16 protein-coding genes are annotated in these 15,460 nt (G+C 60.2%); 5 read left to right on the top strand and 11 right to left on the bottom strand.

All coding sequences use genetic code 11. From position 1 onward, the window contains the following. Positions 1-20: 20 nt before the first annotated feature. The 3 genes from trpB to M0814_RS22040 all read left to right on the top strand — a co-directional run bounded on the left by trpB (position 21) and on the right by M0814_RS22040 (position 2,613). On the top strand, positions 21-1,253 hold the full coding sequence (gene trpB / locus M0814_RS22050; protein WP_103483941.1) for a tryptophan synthase subunit beta: 1,233 nt from the start codon (positions 21-23) through the stop codon (positions 1,251-1,253). Then, the gene (gene trpA, locus M0814_RS22045) at positions 1,253-2,065 is read left to right on the top strand and encodes a tryptophan synthase subunit alpha (RefSeq protein WP_103483940.1); all 813 of its coding nucleotides are present in this window, start codon (positions 1,253-1,255) and stop codon (positions 2,063-2,065) included. The genes trpB and trpA overlap by 1 nt, the downstream gene beginning before the upstream one ends. A 122-nt stretch (positions 2,066-2,187) precedes the next feature. Beyond that, positions 2,188-2,613, top strand: coding sequence for an anti-virulence regulator CigR family protein (locus M0814_RS22040; protein ID WP_103483939.1), 426 nt, complete (start codon positions 2,188-2,190; stop codon positions 2,611-2,613). Between the two features lie 48 nt (positions 2,614-2,661). On the opposite strand, the gene M0814_RS22035 is transcribed toward M0814_RS22040, so the two are convergent. From M0814_RS22035 to M0814_RS21985, 11 genes are all read right to left on the bottom strand, one after another. After that, positions 2,662-4,623 carry a DUF4105 domain-containing protein gene (locus M0814_RS22035; protein WP_103483938.1) on the bottom strand — a complete coding sequence of 654 codons (1,962 nt, stop codon included), beginning with the start codon at positions 4,621-4,623 and terminating at the stop codon, positions 2,662-2,664. Beyond that, entirely contained in the window at positions 4,620-4,940 is a 321-nt protein-coding gene (locus M0814_RS22030; protein WP_003220401.1) for a DUF2388 domain-containing protein, read from the bottom strand. The genes M0814_RS22035 and M0814_RS22030 overlap by 4 nt, the downstream gene beginning before the upstream one ends. A 43-nt stretch (positions 4,941-4,983) precedes the next feature. After that, complete coding sequence (locus M0814_RS22025; protein WP_103483937.1) at positions 4,984-5,289, bottom strand: DUF2388 domain-containing protein; 306 nt, start codon at positions 5,287-5,289, stop codon at positions 4,984-4,986. Between the two features lie 108 nt (positions 5,290-5,397). Further along, positions 5,398-5,715 carry a DUF2388 domain-containing protein gene (locus M0814_RS22020; protein ID WP_003220405.1) on the bottom strand — a complete coding sequence of 106 codons (318 nt, stop codon included), beginning with the start codon at positions 5,713-5,715 and terminating at the stop codon, positions 5,398-5,400. A gap of 134 nt (positions 5,716-5,849) precedes the next feature. Further along, positions 5,850-6,059, bottom strand: coding sequence for a DUF1127 domain-containing protein (locus M0814_RS22015; RefSeq protein WP_103483936.1), 210 nt, complete (start codon positions 6,057-6,059; stop codon positions 5,850-5,852). Between the two features lie 255 nt (positions 6,060-6,314). Next, positions 6,315-6,530, bottom strand: coding sequence for a DUF1127 domain-containing protein (locus M0814_RS22010; protein ID WP_003220409.1), 216 nt, complete (start codon positions 6,528-6,530; stop codon positions 6,315-6,317). A gap of 320 nt (positions 6,531-6,850) precedes the next feature. Next, positions 6,851-8,344 carry an acetyl-CoA hydrolase/transferase family protein gene (locus M0814_RS22005; RefSeq protein ID WP_003220411.1) on the bottom strand — a complete coding sequence of 498 codons (1,494 nt, stop codon included), beginning with the start codon at positions 8,342-8,344 and terminating at the stop codon, positions 6,851-6,853. Positions 8,345-8,558: 214 nt separating this feature from the next. Beyond that, positions 8,559-9,992 (bottom strand): NAD(P)(+) transhydrogenase (Re/Si-specific) subunit beta, encoded by a 1,434-nt coding sequence (locus M0814_RS22000; protein WP_103483935.1) that lies wholly within the window; start codon positions 9,990-9,992, stop codon positions 8,559-8,561. Beyond that, positions 9,992-10,312: an NAD(P) transhydrogenase subunit alpha gene (locus M0814_RS21995; protein ID WP_003220416.1), complete on the bottom strand. Its 321-nt coding sequence runs from the start codon at positions 10,310-10,312 to the stop codon at positions 9,992-9,994. Before M0814_RS21995 ends, M0814_RS22000 begins: the two co-directional genes overlap by 1 nt. A gap of 15 nt (positions 10,313-10,327) precedes the next feature. Continuing rightward, complete coding sequence (locus M0814_RS21990) at positions 10,328-11,449, bottom strand: Re/Si-specific NAD(P)(+) transhydrogenase subunit alpha (RefSeq protein WP_003220418.1); 1,122 nt, start codon at positions 11,447-11,449, stop codon at positions 10,328-10,330. Positions 11,450-11,883: 434 nt separating this feature from the next. Next, positions 11,884-12,783: a LysR family transcriptional regulator gene (locus M0814_RS21985; RefSeq protein ID WP_103483934.1), complete on the bottom strand. Its 900-nt coding sequence runs from the start codon at positions 12,781-12,783 to the stop codon at positions 11,884-11,886. Positions 12,784-12,940: 157 nt separating this feature from the next. On the opposite strand from M0814_RS21985, the gene M0814_RS21980 reads away from it, so the two are divergent. Then, on the top strand, positions 12,941-14,122 hold the full coding sequence (locus tag M0814_RS21980; RefSeq protein ID WP_003220420.1) for an acyl-CoA dehydrogenase: 1,182 nt from the start codon (positions 12,941-12,943) through the stop codon (positions 14,120-14,122). Between the two features lie 13 nt (positions 14,123-14,135). Continuing rightward, the gene (locus M0814_RS21975) at positions 14,136-15,356 is read left to right on the top strand and encodes a CaiB/BaiF CoA-transferase family protein (protein WP_103483933.1); all 1,221 of its coding nucleotides are present in this window, start codon (positions 14,136-14,138) and stop codon (positions 15,354-15,356) included. Positions 15,357-15,460 lie beyond the last annotated feature (104 nt).

Here is a 15,460-nt window from a genome sequence, read left to right as displayed (position 1 = left end):
GAATTCACCTGGAGCACATCATGACCCAGACTTCGAACACCTCCAACCTGCGTAGCGGGCCGGACGATAACGGCCTGTTCGGCGCGTTTGGTGGCCGCTACGTGGCGGAAACCCTGATGCCGTTGATCCTCGATCTGGCCCGTGAATACGAAACGGCCAAGGAAGATCCGGCGTTCAAAGAAGAACTGGCCTATTTCCAGCGTGACTACGTCGGACGTCCGAGCCCGCTGTACTTCGCCGAGCGTCTGACCGAGTTCTGCGGCGGCGCGAAGATCTACCTCAAACGCGAAGAGCTGAACCACACCGGCGCGCACAAGATCAACAACTGCATCGGCCAGATCCTGCTGGCGCGGCGCATGGGCAAGAAACGCATCATCGCCGAGACCGGCGCCGGCATGCACGGCGTGGCGACGGCCACCGTGGCCGCACGTTTCGGTCTGGACTGCGTGATCTACATGGGCACCACTGACATCGAGCGTCAGCAGGCCAACGTGTTCCGCATGAAGCTGCTGGGCGCCGAAGTGATCCCGGTAGTGGCCGGCACCGGCACCCTGAAAGACGCGATGAACGAAGCGCTGCGTGACTGGGTGACCAACGTCGACAGCACCTTCTACCTGATCGGCACCGTGGCCGGCCCGCACCCGTATCCAGCCATGGTGCGCGACTTCCAGGCGGTGATCGGCAAGGAAACCCGCGAGCAGCTGCAAGCTCAGGAAGGTCGTCTGCCGGACAGCCTGGTGGCGTGCATCGGCGGCGGTTCCAACGCCATGGGCCTGTTCCACCCGTTCCTCGATGATCAGAGCGTCGAAATCATCGGCGTCGAAGCGGCCGGTTACGGCATCGAAACCGGCAAGCACGCGGCCAGTCTCAACGGCGGCGTACCGGGTGTGCTGCACGGCAACCGCACGTTCCTATTGCAGGACGACGATGGCCAGATCATCGACGCCCACTCTATTTCCGCCGGCCTCGACTATCCGGGCATCGGCCCCGAGCACGCCTGGTTGCATGACATCGGCCGCGTCCAGTACACCTCGGTGACCGACGACGAAGCCCTCGCCGCGTTCCACCAGTGCTGCCGCCTCGAAGGCATCATCCCGGCGCTGGAAAGCGCTCATGCGTTGGCTGAAGTATTCAAACGCGCGCCAAAACTGCCGAAGGATCACCTGATGGTGGTCAACCTGTCCGGCCGTGGCGACAAAGACATGCAGACCGTCATGCATCACATGGAACAGTCGAAGCAGGAGAAACACTGATGAGCCGCCTGCAAACCCGTTTTGCCGATCTCAAAGAACAGAATCGCGCCGCGCTGGTGACCTTCGTCACCGCCGGTGATCCGGACTACGACACTTCGCTGGCGATCCTCAAAGGTCTGCCGGGCGCTGGCGCCGACGTGATCGAGCTGGGCATGCCGTTCACTGACCCGATGGCCGACGGCCCGGCGATTCAACTGGCCAACATCCGTGCGTTGGGTGCCAAGCAGAATCTGGCGAAAACCCTGCAAATGGTTCGCGAGTTTCGCGAAGGCAACAGCGACACGCCGCTGGTGCTGATGGGCTACTTCAACCCGATCCACATGTATGGCGTTGGGCGTTTCATCGCTGACGCCAAAGACGCTGGCGTCGACGGTCTGATCGTGGTCGACATGCCGCCAGAGCACAACAATGAACTGTGCGATCCGGCGCAAGCTGCGGGCCTGGACTTCATCCGCCTGACCACCCCGACCACTGATGATGCGCGTCTGCCGAAGGTGCTCAACGGCAGTTCCGGGTTTGTTTACTACGTGTCGGTGGCCGGTGTGACCGGTGCCGGTGCGGCAACCCTGGAACACGTCGAGGAAGCGGTGACTCGTCTGCGTCGACACACTGACCTGCCGATCAGCATCGGTTTCGGTATCCGGACTCCGGAGCAGGCGGCGTCCATCGCTCGTTTGGCCGACGGTGTGGTGGTGGGATCGGCACTGATCGATCATATCGCCAATGCGACCACGCCGGCCCAGGCTGTCGATGGTGTGCTGGGTCTGTGCAAGGCGCTGTCCGAGGGCGTGCGTCAGGCCCGCGTCAGCTGAAAGTAAAGTTCCTGATACAGAGGAATTAGCGTCTCGCTGCGCAACCTAATGAGCAAGACCGAGGGATTCAGAACCACGTTCTGAATCCCTTTTTGCTGTTAGTGCAGTGAGGAAAAACCCCCATGAAAATGCCGAAACGTCTGATTGCCAGTCTGGGCGTGCTGATGATCAGCGCGACACCGCTGCTGGCCAGCGCCGATCAGCGTGACGATTATGGCCACGGCGGCCCGCCACAGGGCCATTACGATAATCGCGGCCCACAGAACGACCACCGAGGTGGTCCGCCGCACGACTTCGGCCCGATCCGTCAGACCATTCGTGATAATCACGGCTACTTCGTTCGCGGTGCCCCGCCACCTCCAGGCATCCGCCTGGAACGAGGCCGGCCGCTTCCTCATGGCTACTATGGGGAACGGCTGGACGGTCGGGCTTTGAGTCGCTTGCCGGTGTACCCGGGGTATGAATGGCGCCGTGCCGGCGGTGACATTGTGCTGATCGCGGTAGGTACCGGGATCGTCTACGAAATTCTGGACGGTGTTTTGAACTGATCGACAGACCCTAAAAAGATCGCAGCCCTATGGCTGCGATCTTTTTTTTCAGGGCAGCTCAAGTCCGCCGGATGCCTTGTGCAATTTGCGCAAATGCTCGCCAACCTGCTTCACGTTGGCCTCGCAAGCCGCAATTTCCGCAGCGCGCTTGGGCTCCAGCAGTGCTCGTACTTCTTTGTCCAGGTCGCCGCTCAGCGCCAGCAGTTGTTTCTGGCGCTGGCTGCTTTCAGCTTCCAGACGACCGAATTCGCTTGGCTGCGGCAGGCCGTAGCCATGGGAGTCGAGCAACTCCGCCGGACGGCTGAGGAAGCCGCTGTTGGCAAGAATCTCCTGCAAGGTCGCGTTGGCTTTGTCCATGCCACCGTTTTCCAGCTCCCGAGCGCCGAGGTAGCGCTGCTTGACCTCATCCTGGGCCAGCAATAACTGGCGGCGGTAACTCGCCTGTTCCAGCAGCAACAACGCGGCACTGGTGCGCAGGTCTGCACGCTCGAACCACTGACGACGTTCTTCGGCGGAAAGTGAGAGCCACTCTTCGACACTGGTCTGTTTGATCGGCAACAGCTTCTTCAACACATCGAACATCGCCTGATAGCGATCACGGAACGAGTCGAATCGGTAGCCCAGCCGCAAGGCCTCTTTCGGATCGTCCAGCACGCTGGTGTCGGCCAGGCCACGGCCTTTGAGCACTTCGAGCAAACCGTTGGGCATGATGCTGTCCAGACCGACGAGTTGCTTGTTGTTGCTGCCGCTGCGCAGCAGTTTCAGGCTTTCCACGGCGCAGTTGTTGGACAGGAAGAAGTAGTTGCCGTCGTAGCTCCAATGCATCTCGGCGGCGTGTTCGACCACCTCTTCAATCTCGGTACGCGACAGGTTCAGCGGCACCGAAGCGAGGCTGCGCATTTCGGTCTTGGTGTACTCGTCGATCACTTGCGCCAGTGGCAGTACGAACAGCCGTGATGGGTACTTGCCGACCAGTCCGTCCCAGCTCGACAGCTGCACATCACCGACGAAAGCGCGGTAGGACAGCACCAGATGTTGATCCAGATCGAGCCGGCAATCCGGACCCCGTGGTCGGCCGGGTGCACAGATCACCAGGCGCAACATGCTGTGGCCCCAGCGGCTGACCCAGTTCTGGTTGGCCTCCGCCAGCAGGTAGTCGACGGCGTAAACCCGTTCCGGATCGACCTGGCCCAGCGGCTGTTTGGCAAAGTCGTTACCGGCGTTGAGAAACGCAAAGGTCTTGCTGCAGGTGTCCTTGGCGGGCGGGGTCCAGCCAAAGCGTTCCTGGTAGTAGCGATAGAGCGCCGGACGTCGACAGGCGTAGCTCGGGTCGAGGAGGAAATACTCCATGTTGACCGCGACGAACTCCTTGGGGCTGGAGATCTCGTAAAGGTCCGGGCTGCGGGCGATCTGCCGGTTGTGCTGTTCGCGCTCGCCACGGCGCCCGACGTATTGCTGCCAGCCGGCGAGGTCGAGCAGGCGTGGGTCATCGCTGAGGGTGAAGCGGCGACTGTTCTGGCCGCGGCATTCATCGGGAATGCCGATCAGGCCCGCGCTGTTGCTGCGCCGAGTGCAGCGCTGGATCAGCGTGCGTTCGGCGGCGGGCCACAGGCGGGCGCGGTCATAAATGTGGGTGAGTTCGTGCAGCACGGTTGCCAGCAGTTCCTGGCGCACCGTGCCGTGGGGGCGATTGGTTTTCTCTTTGGCCGCGCTGCCGTCGGTGAGGCCGGCGAGCAGTTTGCGGTTCAGGTCGAGTTCGGAGACCAGCGCCGCTTCGCCATAGGCGTTGTCGGGCATTTCGTCGGTCCAGCCGACATCGATGCGCCGGTCCAGTTGCTCGATGAAGCGCGGCGGCAATTTCTGCATCGCTTCATCGAGCAGCGCCTGGCTGGCCTGTTGTTCGGCAGGGCTCAGGCCGTCGGTCTTGAGCCGCAATTGCAGGCTGGCATGGGCGCTGTTGCCCAGGAGCAACAACGCGCTGGCCAGCAGCCAGGCGCTGAGTGACTTCACAGGGCGAGAATGGCTTCGGCCAATACCTGGTCGCTGGCGTCGCGGGCTTCCGGCACGCGGCTGCGCAAGGTATTGAAGGCCGCTTCGAGGTTGGCGCCACGAATGTCGCCATTGCTGGCGACGAAGCTGGCGGCATCGTCGTGGGCTTCACGGATGATTTTCGAGTCGCGAATCGAGGTGGTGGTGTCTGAGGTGAAATCAACGGTGCGCTGGGAGGCGCGAACGATGATGTTACTGGTGGCTACCAGGGTGTGCGCCTGGGCCACATCGGCCAACAACAACAGGCCAAGGGCGGCAGCAATCAGCGGGCTACGCATGGAACGACTCCGGAGGGGCAATGTTAACGAGGGATCAGGATAGCTATTGGACGAGAATTGCCTGCGCCAGTTCAAGGTCGCCAGCATGAAGTTTTGGTCGGCTCTTGCGTAGGTAATGCAGTGCGGATTCGAGCTGCGCGCCTCGCAATTCACCGTCACTGGCAACAAACGCAGCCGCATCATCGTGAGCAGCGATGATCAGTTTACGGTCGAACGGCGCGGAAGACACCATGCCGGTCGCCCAAAGGCTGACCACGGTGTTTTGCGTGGAGACATCAAAGGCATCGACCGACGTCGCCCAGCAGGCGCTGATCAGGACAGAAGAGAAAAGCAGTTTGAGTAAACGCATGGGGCTCGATAACTGTTAACGAGCCCCAAGGCTAGCGCAAACGCCCGGGCCAGAGCCAGTGGCGAAACATCGGGACACGACTGGCGTGTCCCTTCAAGCAATGCAGGATCAGATCGCCAGGATGGCTTGCGCCAGCTGAGCATCAGTCGCGTTCAATTGCGGTGCCTGATGGCGAATAAGGTCAAGAGCGCTTTCCAGTTTCACGCCGCGGATCTGGCCTTCGCTGGCGACGAAGCTGGCAGCGTCGTCCCGAGCGGCGATTACAACCTTGTTGTCGCGCAGGGACGAGGTGGCATCGGAGGTGGCGTCGGAAGAGGACTTCAATGCGCCAACCACTGCGTCGGTGGTCACGATGAAGCTGGATGCGCTGGCATTGGCAGCCACGGCCAGCAAGGCGGCAGCGCTGAGCAGGCGAAGACGGGACATGGTGGATCTCCTGAAAGTAAACCGTATAGAGAGGTGGCTTGTGTCTGATGAGTCAGACGCGGGTTACAGAAGATTCGCCACGTTCTGGCGGCGATATTAGGCCTGCGCGCCGGGTTCGCACAGTGGGCAAAATGCTAGCGCCAGAAGGGTTTCTCCAGTTCATTCAGTCGATCGGCGTGGCTCAAGCCGAGATCCGCCAGATCGCGGTTATCCAGTTGAGCCAGCAAGCGCCGCGTCCTGGCGCGTTCCAGCCCTTGCCACAGGCTTCGAAACAGGCGCCGCAGCGGGTGCGAGTGAATGAGAGGTTGAGCCGAAATTTCCGAAACATCCTGTAAGTCTTTCATGGCGTTTCCCTTAAGCCGAGATGGGTTAAGGACATGCTGCGCCCGATGCAGTTTGGCAGGCAGATACACCAATGGAAAATTGTACTGGTTCAGATGTAGATTGTTAGAAACTGTACTTGTACTTCCAAAACCAAGCTGTACGGGCGTTTTCGAACCCTGAAACGACAAGACCCGTCGCGGTTTCCCGCGACGGGTCTTGTGTGTTCGATTCGGGTTGCTGGCGGTGGGTCTAACGACCAGAGCCAGCGACGCTACTTAGCGCCAGAACGGCTTGCTCAGCTCTTCGTAGCGTTGTGCTTCGCTGATACCGGCGTCAGCCAGCAGACGCGAATCCAGACGAGCCAGTTGGTGGCGGCTGGAGATGCGGCGCTGCCACAACATCAGGTTGGCGATAACGCGCAGAGGCAGGGAAGCCTGGGTTTTTGCAGCTTTGTCTTCGAAGAACAGTTCGGAACTGAGTGTACGTTCCATGGTTGACATCCTTCCGCTTGTGGCGGGATCAGGTAGTGGTTTGACTGGTGCCCATGATCCTCTCGTTTGCCTAGTCTCTCTAGATACAGTTCAACTGTATTGTGAGTGACCAGTTAACTGTTTATAGGGGGTGTACGGGTCAAAATTGAGCAAACTGTACCTGTCTGCACTTAAGTGGTGCATTTTTGCTCGATTTGGGGGAAGGGGTAGGAAAAAGCTGTAGGAAAACACCGGTACAGTAGTACAGTTTTTTCCAGAAGAGGCTGATGAAAAAACCGCCGACACAAACTGTGTTTGCATCGGCGGTTTGACTGTGTGAATTACACCGCCAGCATGTGCCCGGTTTCTTCCAGGTTTATGTGCCAGCTCAAGGCGTCACGCAGAATGTGCGGGGTGTGGCCACCGATGGCGCACGCTGCGGTGAAGTAGTCATTCAGCGCCTGGCGATAGTCCGGGTGCACACAGTTGTCGATGATCACCCGAGCGCGTTCGCGTGGGGCCAGGCCGCGCAGGTCAGCCAGACCGACTTCGGTCACCAGAATGTCGACGTCATGCTCCGTGTGGTCAACGTGGCTGACCATTGGCACCACGCTGGAAATCGCGCCGCCCTTGGCGATCGATTTGGTCACGAACACCGCCAGGTGCGCGTTGCGCGCAAAGTCCCCCGAACCGCCGATACCGTTCATCATCCGCGTGCCGCAGACGTGGGTGGAGTTCACGTTGCCGTAGATGTCGAACTCCAGCGCGGTGTTGATGCCGATGATACCCAGGCGGCGCACCACTTCCGGGTGGTTGGAGATCTCCTGCGGCCGCAGCACCAGTTTGTCCTTGTACTTCTCCAGGTTGCCGAACACGTCGCTGTTGCGCCGCTCCGACAAAGTGATCGAGCTGCCCGACGCAAAGCTCAGCTTGCCGGCGTCGATCAGATCGAAGGTCGAGTCCTGCAGCACTTCGGAGTACATGGTCAGGTCTTCGAACGGCGAATCGATCAGACCGCACATCACCGCGTTGGCGATGTTGCCGATCCCGGCCTGCAACGGGCCGAGTTTGTTGGTCATGCGCCCGGCGTCGACTTCCTGCTTGAAGAAGGTGATCAGGTGCTCGGCGATGGCGTTGGTGTCGACATCCGGTGTCGACACCGTGGACGGCGAGTCCGCCTGCTGGGTGATGACGATGGCGACAATTTTCTCCGGCGGGATCGGGATCGCGGTGCTGCCGATGCGATCGTCGACTTTCACCAGCGGGATCGGCGTGCGCGTCGGGCGATAGGTGGGGATATAGATGTCATGCAGGCCTTCGAGGTTGGCGTTGTGCGCCAGGTTGATCTCGACAATCACCTGCTTGGCGAAAATCGCGAAGCTCGCCGAGTTGCCCACCGAGGTGGTCGGCACGATGTGGCCTTGCTCGGTGATGGCCACGGCTTCGATCACTGCGATGTCCGGCAGCTTCAGTTGCTGGTTGCGCAGTTGCTCGACGGTTTCCGACAGGTGCTGGTCGATGAACATCACTTCACCGGCGTTGATCGCCTTGCGCAAGGTGCTGTCGACCTGGAACGGCATGCGCCGCGACAACACGCCGGCCTCGGTCAGTTGCTTGTCGAGGTCGTTGCCCAGGCTGGCGCCGGTCATCAGGCTGATCTTCAGCGGCGTGACCTTGGCTCGCTCGGCCAGTGCGTGAGGGACGGCTTTGGCTTCGCCAGCGCGGGTGAAGCCGCTCATGCCGACGGTCATGCCGTCTTCAATCAGCGCGGCGGCGTCGGCGGCGCTCATCACTTTATCCAACAACGAAGGCAGGCGAATACGGTCACGGTACATGGATTATTTTCTCGGGAAGCGAGTAGCAGGATGCGCAGTCTAGTGAATTTCGCGGGCGCCTGTCCCGCTACCAAGGTCGCAAACGAGGCGTCTATTTAGCGGGTTTGAAGTAAAACACCGTTACTGGATCTGCAACAACGTGGCAAATTGTCCGACGTTTTGCGCAAACAAAAACGCCCCGACAAGTCGGGGCGTTGGGTGCCGCCACGGAGGATTACTCGACCGCTTTGACCATGTCTTCGATGACTTTCTTCGCGTCGCCGAAGACCATCATGGTCTTGTCCAGGTAGAACAGTTCGTTGTCCAGACCGGCATAGCCGCTGGCCATCGAGCGCTTGTTGACGATGATGGTCTTGGCCTTGAACGCTTCGAGAATCGGCATGCCGGCAATCGGCGATTTCGGATCGTTCTTGGCAGCCGGGTTGACCACGTCGTTGGCACCGAGCACCAGCACCACGTCGGCCTGGCCGAACTCGGAGTTGATGTCTTCCATCTCGAACACCTGATCGTAAGGCACCTCGGCCTCGGCGAGCAGCACGTTCATGTGTCCCGGCATACGGCCGGCCACCGGGTGGATCGCGTACTTCACGGTCACGCCACGGTGGGTCAGCTTCTCGGTCAGCTCTTTCAAGGCATGCTGCGCGCGGGCCACCGCCAGGCCGTAACCCGGGACGATGATCACGGTGTCGGCGTTGGTCAGCAGGAACGTTGCGTCGTCGGCCGAACCGGATTTCACCGGACGGGCTTCTTTCGCACCGGCCGGGCCAGCATCAGCCGTGTTGCCGAAACCGCCGAGCAGTACATTAAAGAAAGAACGGTTCATCGCCTTGCACATGATGTACGAGAGGATCGCGCCGCTCGACCCCACCAGCGAACCGGCAATGATCAGCATCGAGTTGTTCAGCGAAAAGCCGATACCCGCCGCCGCCCAACCCGAATAGCTGTTGAGCATCGACACCACCACCGGCATGTCGGCGCCGCCGATGGGGATGATGATCAGCACACCCATCACGAACGCCAGGGCCAGCATCAGTGCGAACGCTGCGAGGTTGCCGGTGAGCATGAAGGTCACGCCGAGCACCAGTGTCGCCAGACCGAGTACCGCGTTCAGCTTGTGCTGACCGGCAAACTGTACCGGCGCACCTTGGAACAGGCGGAACTTGTACTTGCCCGAGAGCTTGCCGAAGGCGATCACCGAACCGGAGAAGGTGATTGCACCAATCGCCGCGCCGAGGAACAGCTCCAGGCGGTTGCCCGCCGGAATCGAGTCGCCCAGTTGCTTGACGATGCCCAGCGATTGCGGCTCGACGACGGCGGCAGTGGCGATGAACACCGCCGCCAGACCGATCATGCTGTGCATGAACGCGACCAGTTCCGGCATCTTGGTCATTTCAACGCGCTTGGCCATGATCGAACCGGCAGTGCCGCCGATCAGCAGGCCGACGATCACGTAACCGATGCCGGCAGTTGCCAGCTCAGCACCGAGCTTATAGATGAGGCCGATGGTGGTGAGGATGGCCAGGGCCATGCCGAGCATGCCGAACAGATTGCCGCGCCGCGAGGTGGTCGGGTGCGACAGGCCTTTGAGGGCCTGGATGAAACAGATCGACGCGATCAGGTAGAGCGTCGTGACGAGATTCATGCTCATTACTTCGGCGCCTCTTCTTTTGCTTTCGGGGCTTTCTTCTTGAACATCTCAAGCATGCGGCGGGTGACCAGGAAGCCACCGAACACATTGACCGCAGCCAGTGCCACGGCGAGGGTGCCCATGGTCTTGCCCAGTGGCGTGACGGTGAGCGCGGCGGCCAGCATGGCGCCGACGATCACGATCGCCGAAATGGCGTTGGTCACTGCCATCAACGGCGTGTGCAGCGCAGGTGTAACGTTCCAGACCACGTGGTAACCGACATAAATCGCCAGCACGAAGATGATCAGGTTGTAGATACCGGGGGAGATAAGCTCTTCCATCGTCTGAATCCCTGCTTAGGCGTTTTTGCGGATGACTTGGCCGTCGCGGCACATCAGGCACGCGGCGACGATGTCGTCTTCGAGGTTGACGTCGAACTGGCCTTCTTTGGTGAACACCAGCTTGAGGAAGTCCAGCAGATTGCGTGCGTACAACGCCGAGGCGTCTGCAGCGACTTCACCCGCCAGGTTGGTCGGGCCGACGATGGTCACGCCGTTCTCCACCACGACCTGATCAGCCACGGTCAGCGGGCAGTTGCCGCCCTGAGCTGCTGCGAGGTCGATGACCACCGAGCCTGGCTTCATCTGCGCCACGGTTTCCGCGCTCAGCAATACGGGTGCCTTGCGGCCCGGGATCAGTGCGGTGGTGATGACGATGTCGGCCTGCTTGGCGCGTTCGTGCACAGCCTGGGCCTGACGTTGCATCCAGCTCGCCGGCATTGGTCGCGCGTAACCGCCGACACCGACCGCGCATTCGCGCTCTTCGTCAGTCTCGTAAGGCACATCGACGAACTTCGCGCCGAGGGATTCGATCTGTTCCTTCACTGCCGGACGCACGTCAGACGCTTCGATCACCGCACCCAGACGTTTCGCTGTGGCAATCGCCTGCAACCCGGCCACACCGGCGCCGAGAATCAGCACGCGCGCCGCTTTCACGGTGCCCGCAGCGGTCATCAGCATCGGCATGAAGCGCGGATAGTAGTGCGCGGCCAACAACACAGCCTTGTAGCCGGCAATGTTCGCCTGCGACGACAGCACATCGAGACTCTGCGCCCGAGAGGTACGCGGCGCCGCCTCCAGGGCGAACGCAGTAATCCCGCACTCGGCCATTTTGGCGATGGTGTCGTTATTGAAGGGGTTGAGCATGCCCACCAGCACCGTGCCGCGCTTGATCAGCGCCAGTTCGGCGTCGCTGGGGGCGACCACTTTGAGAATCAGCTCGGCAGCGAACGCATCGTTGGCACTGCCAATGGTTGCGCCCGCCGCTTCATAGGCACTGTCGACAACGCTGGCTTTGACGCCGGCGCCGGTTTGCACAGTGACCTTATGACCTTGGCTGATCAGCTTTTTAATGGTTTCAGGGGTTGCAGCAACCCGTGTTTCACCGGTCTGGGTTTCGAGAGGAACACCAATGTGCACGTCAAATCTCCTGCGTGATCTTATTGAGTAAACCCAGGCACTGCGGATGGTGCGACTGGGGCGGCCGATCAGCACGATCCCGCCAAATCAGGGCGGGGCGCGGCATTTTGCAGGCGAACTTTATGCCCTTCAAGGGATTATGACGGGTGACGGAAAATTAACTACAAGTCATCCCGTGACCGAATGTCGCAGATGGCCAGCTGAATCCCTTGCAGGCCGTGCCTTGTAAGGATTCTGGCTGAATTTGAAAAAATTTCTCATCGGCGGCGTGAATAGGCCGTAATGAGTCGTGAATAGAGGCTCAAAGCCACGTCCGCAGGCGCTTGTGGGACGTCTGTACGACTTTCGGATACAGTCTGCGATTTTGCGACAAATACTTATATCTGTAGGGCTTTGATTTTCCTGACTACCGGGTTAGCAATCGCTGTAAGGCCTTATCCTTCTAGGCTGTAGCTGTTTGCCTGGTTGACCAGCCAATCGCGAAAAGCCTTGAGTGATGCCGATTCGACCTTTCGCTCCGGAATCATCAGGTAATACGCCTTGATGCTGGAGAGCGCACTCGGGTTGGCGATCACCAAGCGTTTCTCGGCCAGTTCGCGCTGAATCAGGAACGGTGGAATCAGCGCGATGCCCATGTCGTGCATGGCCGCTTGGGCCAGCATGGAGAATAGCTCGTAGCGCGGGCCTGTCATGTCGCGTGGGATGTTCAGGTTCAGGGAGTTGAACCACTGCCGCCAGGCGTAGGGACGGGTGGTTTGTTGCAGCAGAGGCAGCTCGGCAATCTCGTTGGGCGTCAGATGTTTCTTGCTGCCGAGGAGAGCGGGGCTGCACACCGGCATCGGATTTTCGCCCATCAGCCTGTGGGATTCGGTACCCGACCAATCGGCGTCGCCAAAGTAGATCGCCGCATCGAAATCAGTGTCGGCAAACAGGAACGGGCGGGTGCGGTTGGTCAAGTTGACCGTTACTTCCGGGTGTTTGAGTTGGAAGTCCTTGAGCCGTGGCAGCAGCCATTGCGTGCCGAAGGTGGGCACCACGGCCAGTTCGATCACATTTGTGCCCTGCTGGCCCATCACCGAAAGCGTGTCGCGCTCGACGGCGTCGAGTTGCGTGGCCACCCGACGACTGTAGGAAAGGCCTGCTTCCGTCAGCTTCACTCCGCGTCGCGAGCGTCGGAACAGTTCCACACTGAGGAACTCCTCAAGGCTGGCGATCTGTCGGCAAATGGCGCCCTGGGTGAGGGAAAGTTCTTCGGCAGCCTTGGTAAAGCTCTCGTGCCGGGCGGCGGCTTCGAAACTGATCAGGGCCGTGGTACTGGGAATCTTCCTGCGCATGTACTGCAACCTCACTAATGCGCCGCATAAAAGGCATTCAGCGACGTTTCGGAGTGAGAAATTAGCACAACAGGATGCGAAATCCTCGTTTGCCGCGCTGGCGAACCGGGCCTAGGATCAATGCCACGTTAATTCACCGATTTGCGAGGACGCACTCATGGGCGGTAAAGCTAGCTTCAACTGGATCGATCCCCTGCTGCTGGATCAACAGCTCACCGAAGAGGAGCGCATGATCCGCGACACCGCCGCCCAATTCGCTCAGCAGAGCCTGGCGCCCCGCGTGCTAGAAGCTTTCCGCCATGAGAAAACCGACCCGGCAATCTTCCGCGAAATGGGCGAAGTCGGCCTGTTGGGGGCGACCATTCCTGAGCAGTACGGCGGTAGCGGCTTGAACTATGTCAGCTACGGTCTGATCGCCCGTGAAGTAGAGCGCGTCGACTCCGGCTACCGTTCGATGATGAGTGTGCAGTCCTCGCTGGTGATGGTGCCGATCAACGAATTCGGTACAGAAGCACAGAAACAGAAATACCTGCCGAAACTGGCGTCTGGCGAATGGATCGGCTGCTTCGGTCTGACCGAGCCAAACCACGGTTCCGACCCGGGCGCAATGATCACCCGTGCGCGCAAGGTCGACGGCGGCTACAGCCTGACCGGCGCCAAGATGTGGATCACCAACAGCCCGATCGCCGATGTGTTCGTGGTCTGGGCCAAGGACGATGCCGGCGACATCCGTGGCTTCGTACTGGAGAAAGGCTGGAAGGGCCTGAGCGCTCCGGCGATTCACGGCAAGGTCGGTCTGCGCGCATCGATCACCGGCGAAATCGTCATGGACAACGTCTTCGTGCCGGAAGAGAACATCTTCCCGGACGTGCGTGGTCTGAAAGGCCCGTTCACCTGCCTCAATTCCGCACGCTATGGTATTTCCTGGGGAGCCTTGGGCGCTGCTGAGTTCTGCTGGCACACCGCTCGCCAATACACCCTCGATCGTCAGCAGTTCGGACGCCCACTGGCTGCCACTCAACTGATCCAGAAGAAGCTAGCCGACATGCAGACCGAGATCACTCTGGCCCTGCAAGGCTGTCTGCGTCTGGGGCGCATGAAGGATGAGGGCACGGCTGCGGTCGAAATCACCTCGATCATGAAGCGTAACTCCTGTGGCAAGTCGCTGGATATCGCCCGCATGGCCCGTGACATGTTGGGCGGCAACGGCATCTCCGATGAGTTCGGCGTGGCCCGTCACCTGGTCAACCTGGAAGTGGTGAATACCTATGAGGGTACCCACGACGTTCACGCGCTGATCCTCGGTCGCGCGCAAACCGGTCTGCAGGCGTTCTATTAACAGGAGAGCGACCATGGGCGCGCTGTCGCATCTGCGGGTACTGGATTTATCGCGTGTGCTGGCCGGGCCGTGGGCCGGGCAGATTCTCGCCGACCTTGGCGCCGAGGTGATCAAGGTCGAGCGCCCGGGCAATGGCGATGACACGCGTGCCTGGGGGCCGCCCTTCCTTAAAGACGCTTATGGGGAGAACACCAGCGAGGCTGCCTATTACCTGTCGGCCAACCGCAACAAGCAATCGGTGACGATCGACTTCACTCGGCCTGAAGGGCAGAACCTGGTACGGGAGCTGGCGGCGAAGTCGGACATTCTGATCGAGAACTTCAAGGTCGGTGGGTTGGCCGCCTATGGGCTGGACTATGAGTCGCTGAAGGCGATCAATCCGGACCTGATCTATTGCTCGATCACAGGCTTCGGTCAAACCGGGCCGTATGCCAAGCGTGCCGGTTATGACTTCATGATTCAGGGGCTGGGCGGGCTGATGAGTCTGACCGGTCGCCCTGAAGGTGATGAAGGCGCCGGGCCGGTGAAGGTGGGAGTGGCGCTGACGGACATTCTTACGGGGCTGTATTCGACCGTGGCGATACTGGCGGCGTTGGCTCATCGTGATCACGACGGTGGCGGGCAACACATCGATATGGCTTTGCTGGATGTACAGGTCGCATGCCTGGCGAACCAGGCAATGAACTACCTGACTACCGGCAATGCGCCGAAACGTCTGGGCAATGCACACCCGAACATCGTGCCTTATCAGGACTTCCCGACGGCCGATGGTGATTTCATTCTTACCGTTGGCAATGACGGCCAGTTCCGCAAGTTTGCCGAGGTGGCGGGCCAGCCGCAGTGGGCGGACGATCCGCGATTCGCGACTAACAAACTGCGGGTGGCTAACCGTGCGGTGTTGATTCCGCTGATCCGTCAGGCGACGGTGTTCAAGACCACCGCCGAATGGGTGGCTCAGTTGGAGCAAGCGGGTGTGCCGTGTGGGCCGATCAATGATCTGTCCCAAGTGTTTGAGGATCCGCAGGTGAAGGCGCGTGGGCTGGCTATAGAACTCCCGCATGCGCTGGCGGGGATGGTTCCGCAGGTGGCGAGTCCGATCCGGTTGTCGCAGACGCCTGTTGAGTACCGTCGCGCGCCTCCGTTGTTGGGCGAGCATACGCTGGAGGTTTTGCAGCGGGTGCTGGGTCTGGACGCAGGTACAGTGGATGCGCTCAGGGCGGATGGAGTGCTTTGAGCGTCCCTTCTATATAGAAGGAGTGGTTTTCCTTCTTATATATAGAGGGGTTTGTATGTTTTTTATCCGATCCGTAAGTTGTTGAAAGAAAACTGAAATTAACG

The sequence above is a fragment of the Pseudomonas sp. MWU12-2020 genome, assembly GCF_023100605.1.
Classification (GTDB): domain Bacteria; phylum Pseudomonadota; class Gammaproteobacteria; order Pseudomonadales; family Pseudomonadaceae; genus Aquipseudomonas; species Aquipseudomonas fluorescens_H.
The sequence above is the reverse complement of the archived record's forward strand: the minus strand, read 5'-3'. Positions and strand labels throughout refer to the sequence as shown.

Excerpts from the sequence above, each read along its gene's own strand:
- M0814_RS21985 (WP_103483934.1), bottom strand. The coding sequence starts at position 12,783 with ATGCGCAGGAAGATTCCCAGTACCACGGCCCTGATCAGTTTCGAAGCC.
- M0814_RS22030 (WP_003220401.1), bottom strand. The coding sequence starts at position 4,940 with ATGCGTAGCCCGCTGATTGCTGCCGCCCTTGGCCTGTTGTTGTTGGCC.
- M0814_RS22010 (WP_003220409.1), bottom strand. The coding sequence starts at position 6,530 with ATGGAACGTACACTCAGTTCCGAACTGTTCTTCGAAGACAAAGCTGCA.
- M0814_RS22005 (WP_003220411.1), bottom strand. The coding sequence starts at position 8,344 with ATGTACCGTGACCGTATTCGCCTGCCTTCGTTGTTGGATAAAGTGATG.
- M0814_RS22000 (WP_103483935.1), bottom strand. The coding sequence starts at position 9,992 with ATGAGCATGAATCTCGTCACGACGCTCTACCTGATCGCGTCGATCTGT.
- M0814_RS22025 (WP_103483937.1), bottom strand. The coding sequence starts at position 5,289 with ATGCGTTTACTCAAACTGCTTTTCTCTTCTGTCCTGATCAGCGCCTGC.
- M0814_RS21995 (WP_003220416.1), bottom strand. The coding sequence starts at position 10,312 with ATGGAAGAGCTTATCTCCCCCGGTATCTACAACCTGATCATCTTCGTG.
- trpB (WP_103483941.1), top strand. The coding sequence starts at position 21 with ATGACCCAGACTTCGAACACCTCCAACCTGCGTAGCGGGCCGGACGAT.
- M0814_RS21975 (WP_103483933.1), top strand. The coding sequence starts at position 14,136 with ATGGGCGCGCTGTCGCATCTGCGGGTACTGGATTTATCGCGTGTGCTG.
- M0814_RS22020 (WP_003220405.1), bottom strand. The coding sequence starts at position 5,715 with ATGTCCCGTCTTCGCCTGCTCAGCGCTGCCGCCTTGCTGGCCGTGGCT.
- M0814_RS22040 (WP_103483939.1), top strand. The coding sequence starts at position 2,188 with ATGAAAATGCCGAAACGTCTGATTGCCAGTCTGGGCGTGCTGATGATC.
- M0814_RS21980 (WP_003220420.1), top strand. The coding sequence starts at position 12,941 with ATGGGCGGTAAAGCTAGCTTCAACTGGATCGATCCCCTGCTGCTGGAT.
- trpA (WP_103483940.1), top strand. The coding sequence starts at position 1,253 with ATGAGCCGCCTGCAAACCCGTTTTGCCGATCTCAAAGAACAGAATCGC.
- M0814_RS22015 (WP_103483936.1), bottom strand. The coding sequence starts at position 6,059 with ATGAAAGACTTACAGGATGTTTCGGAAATTTCGGCTCAACCTCTCATT.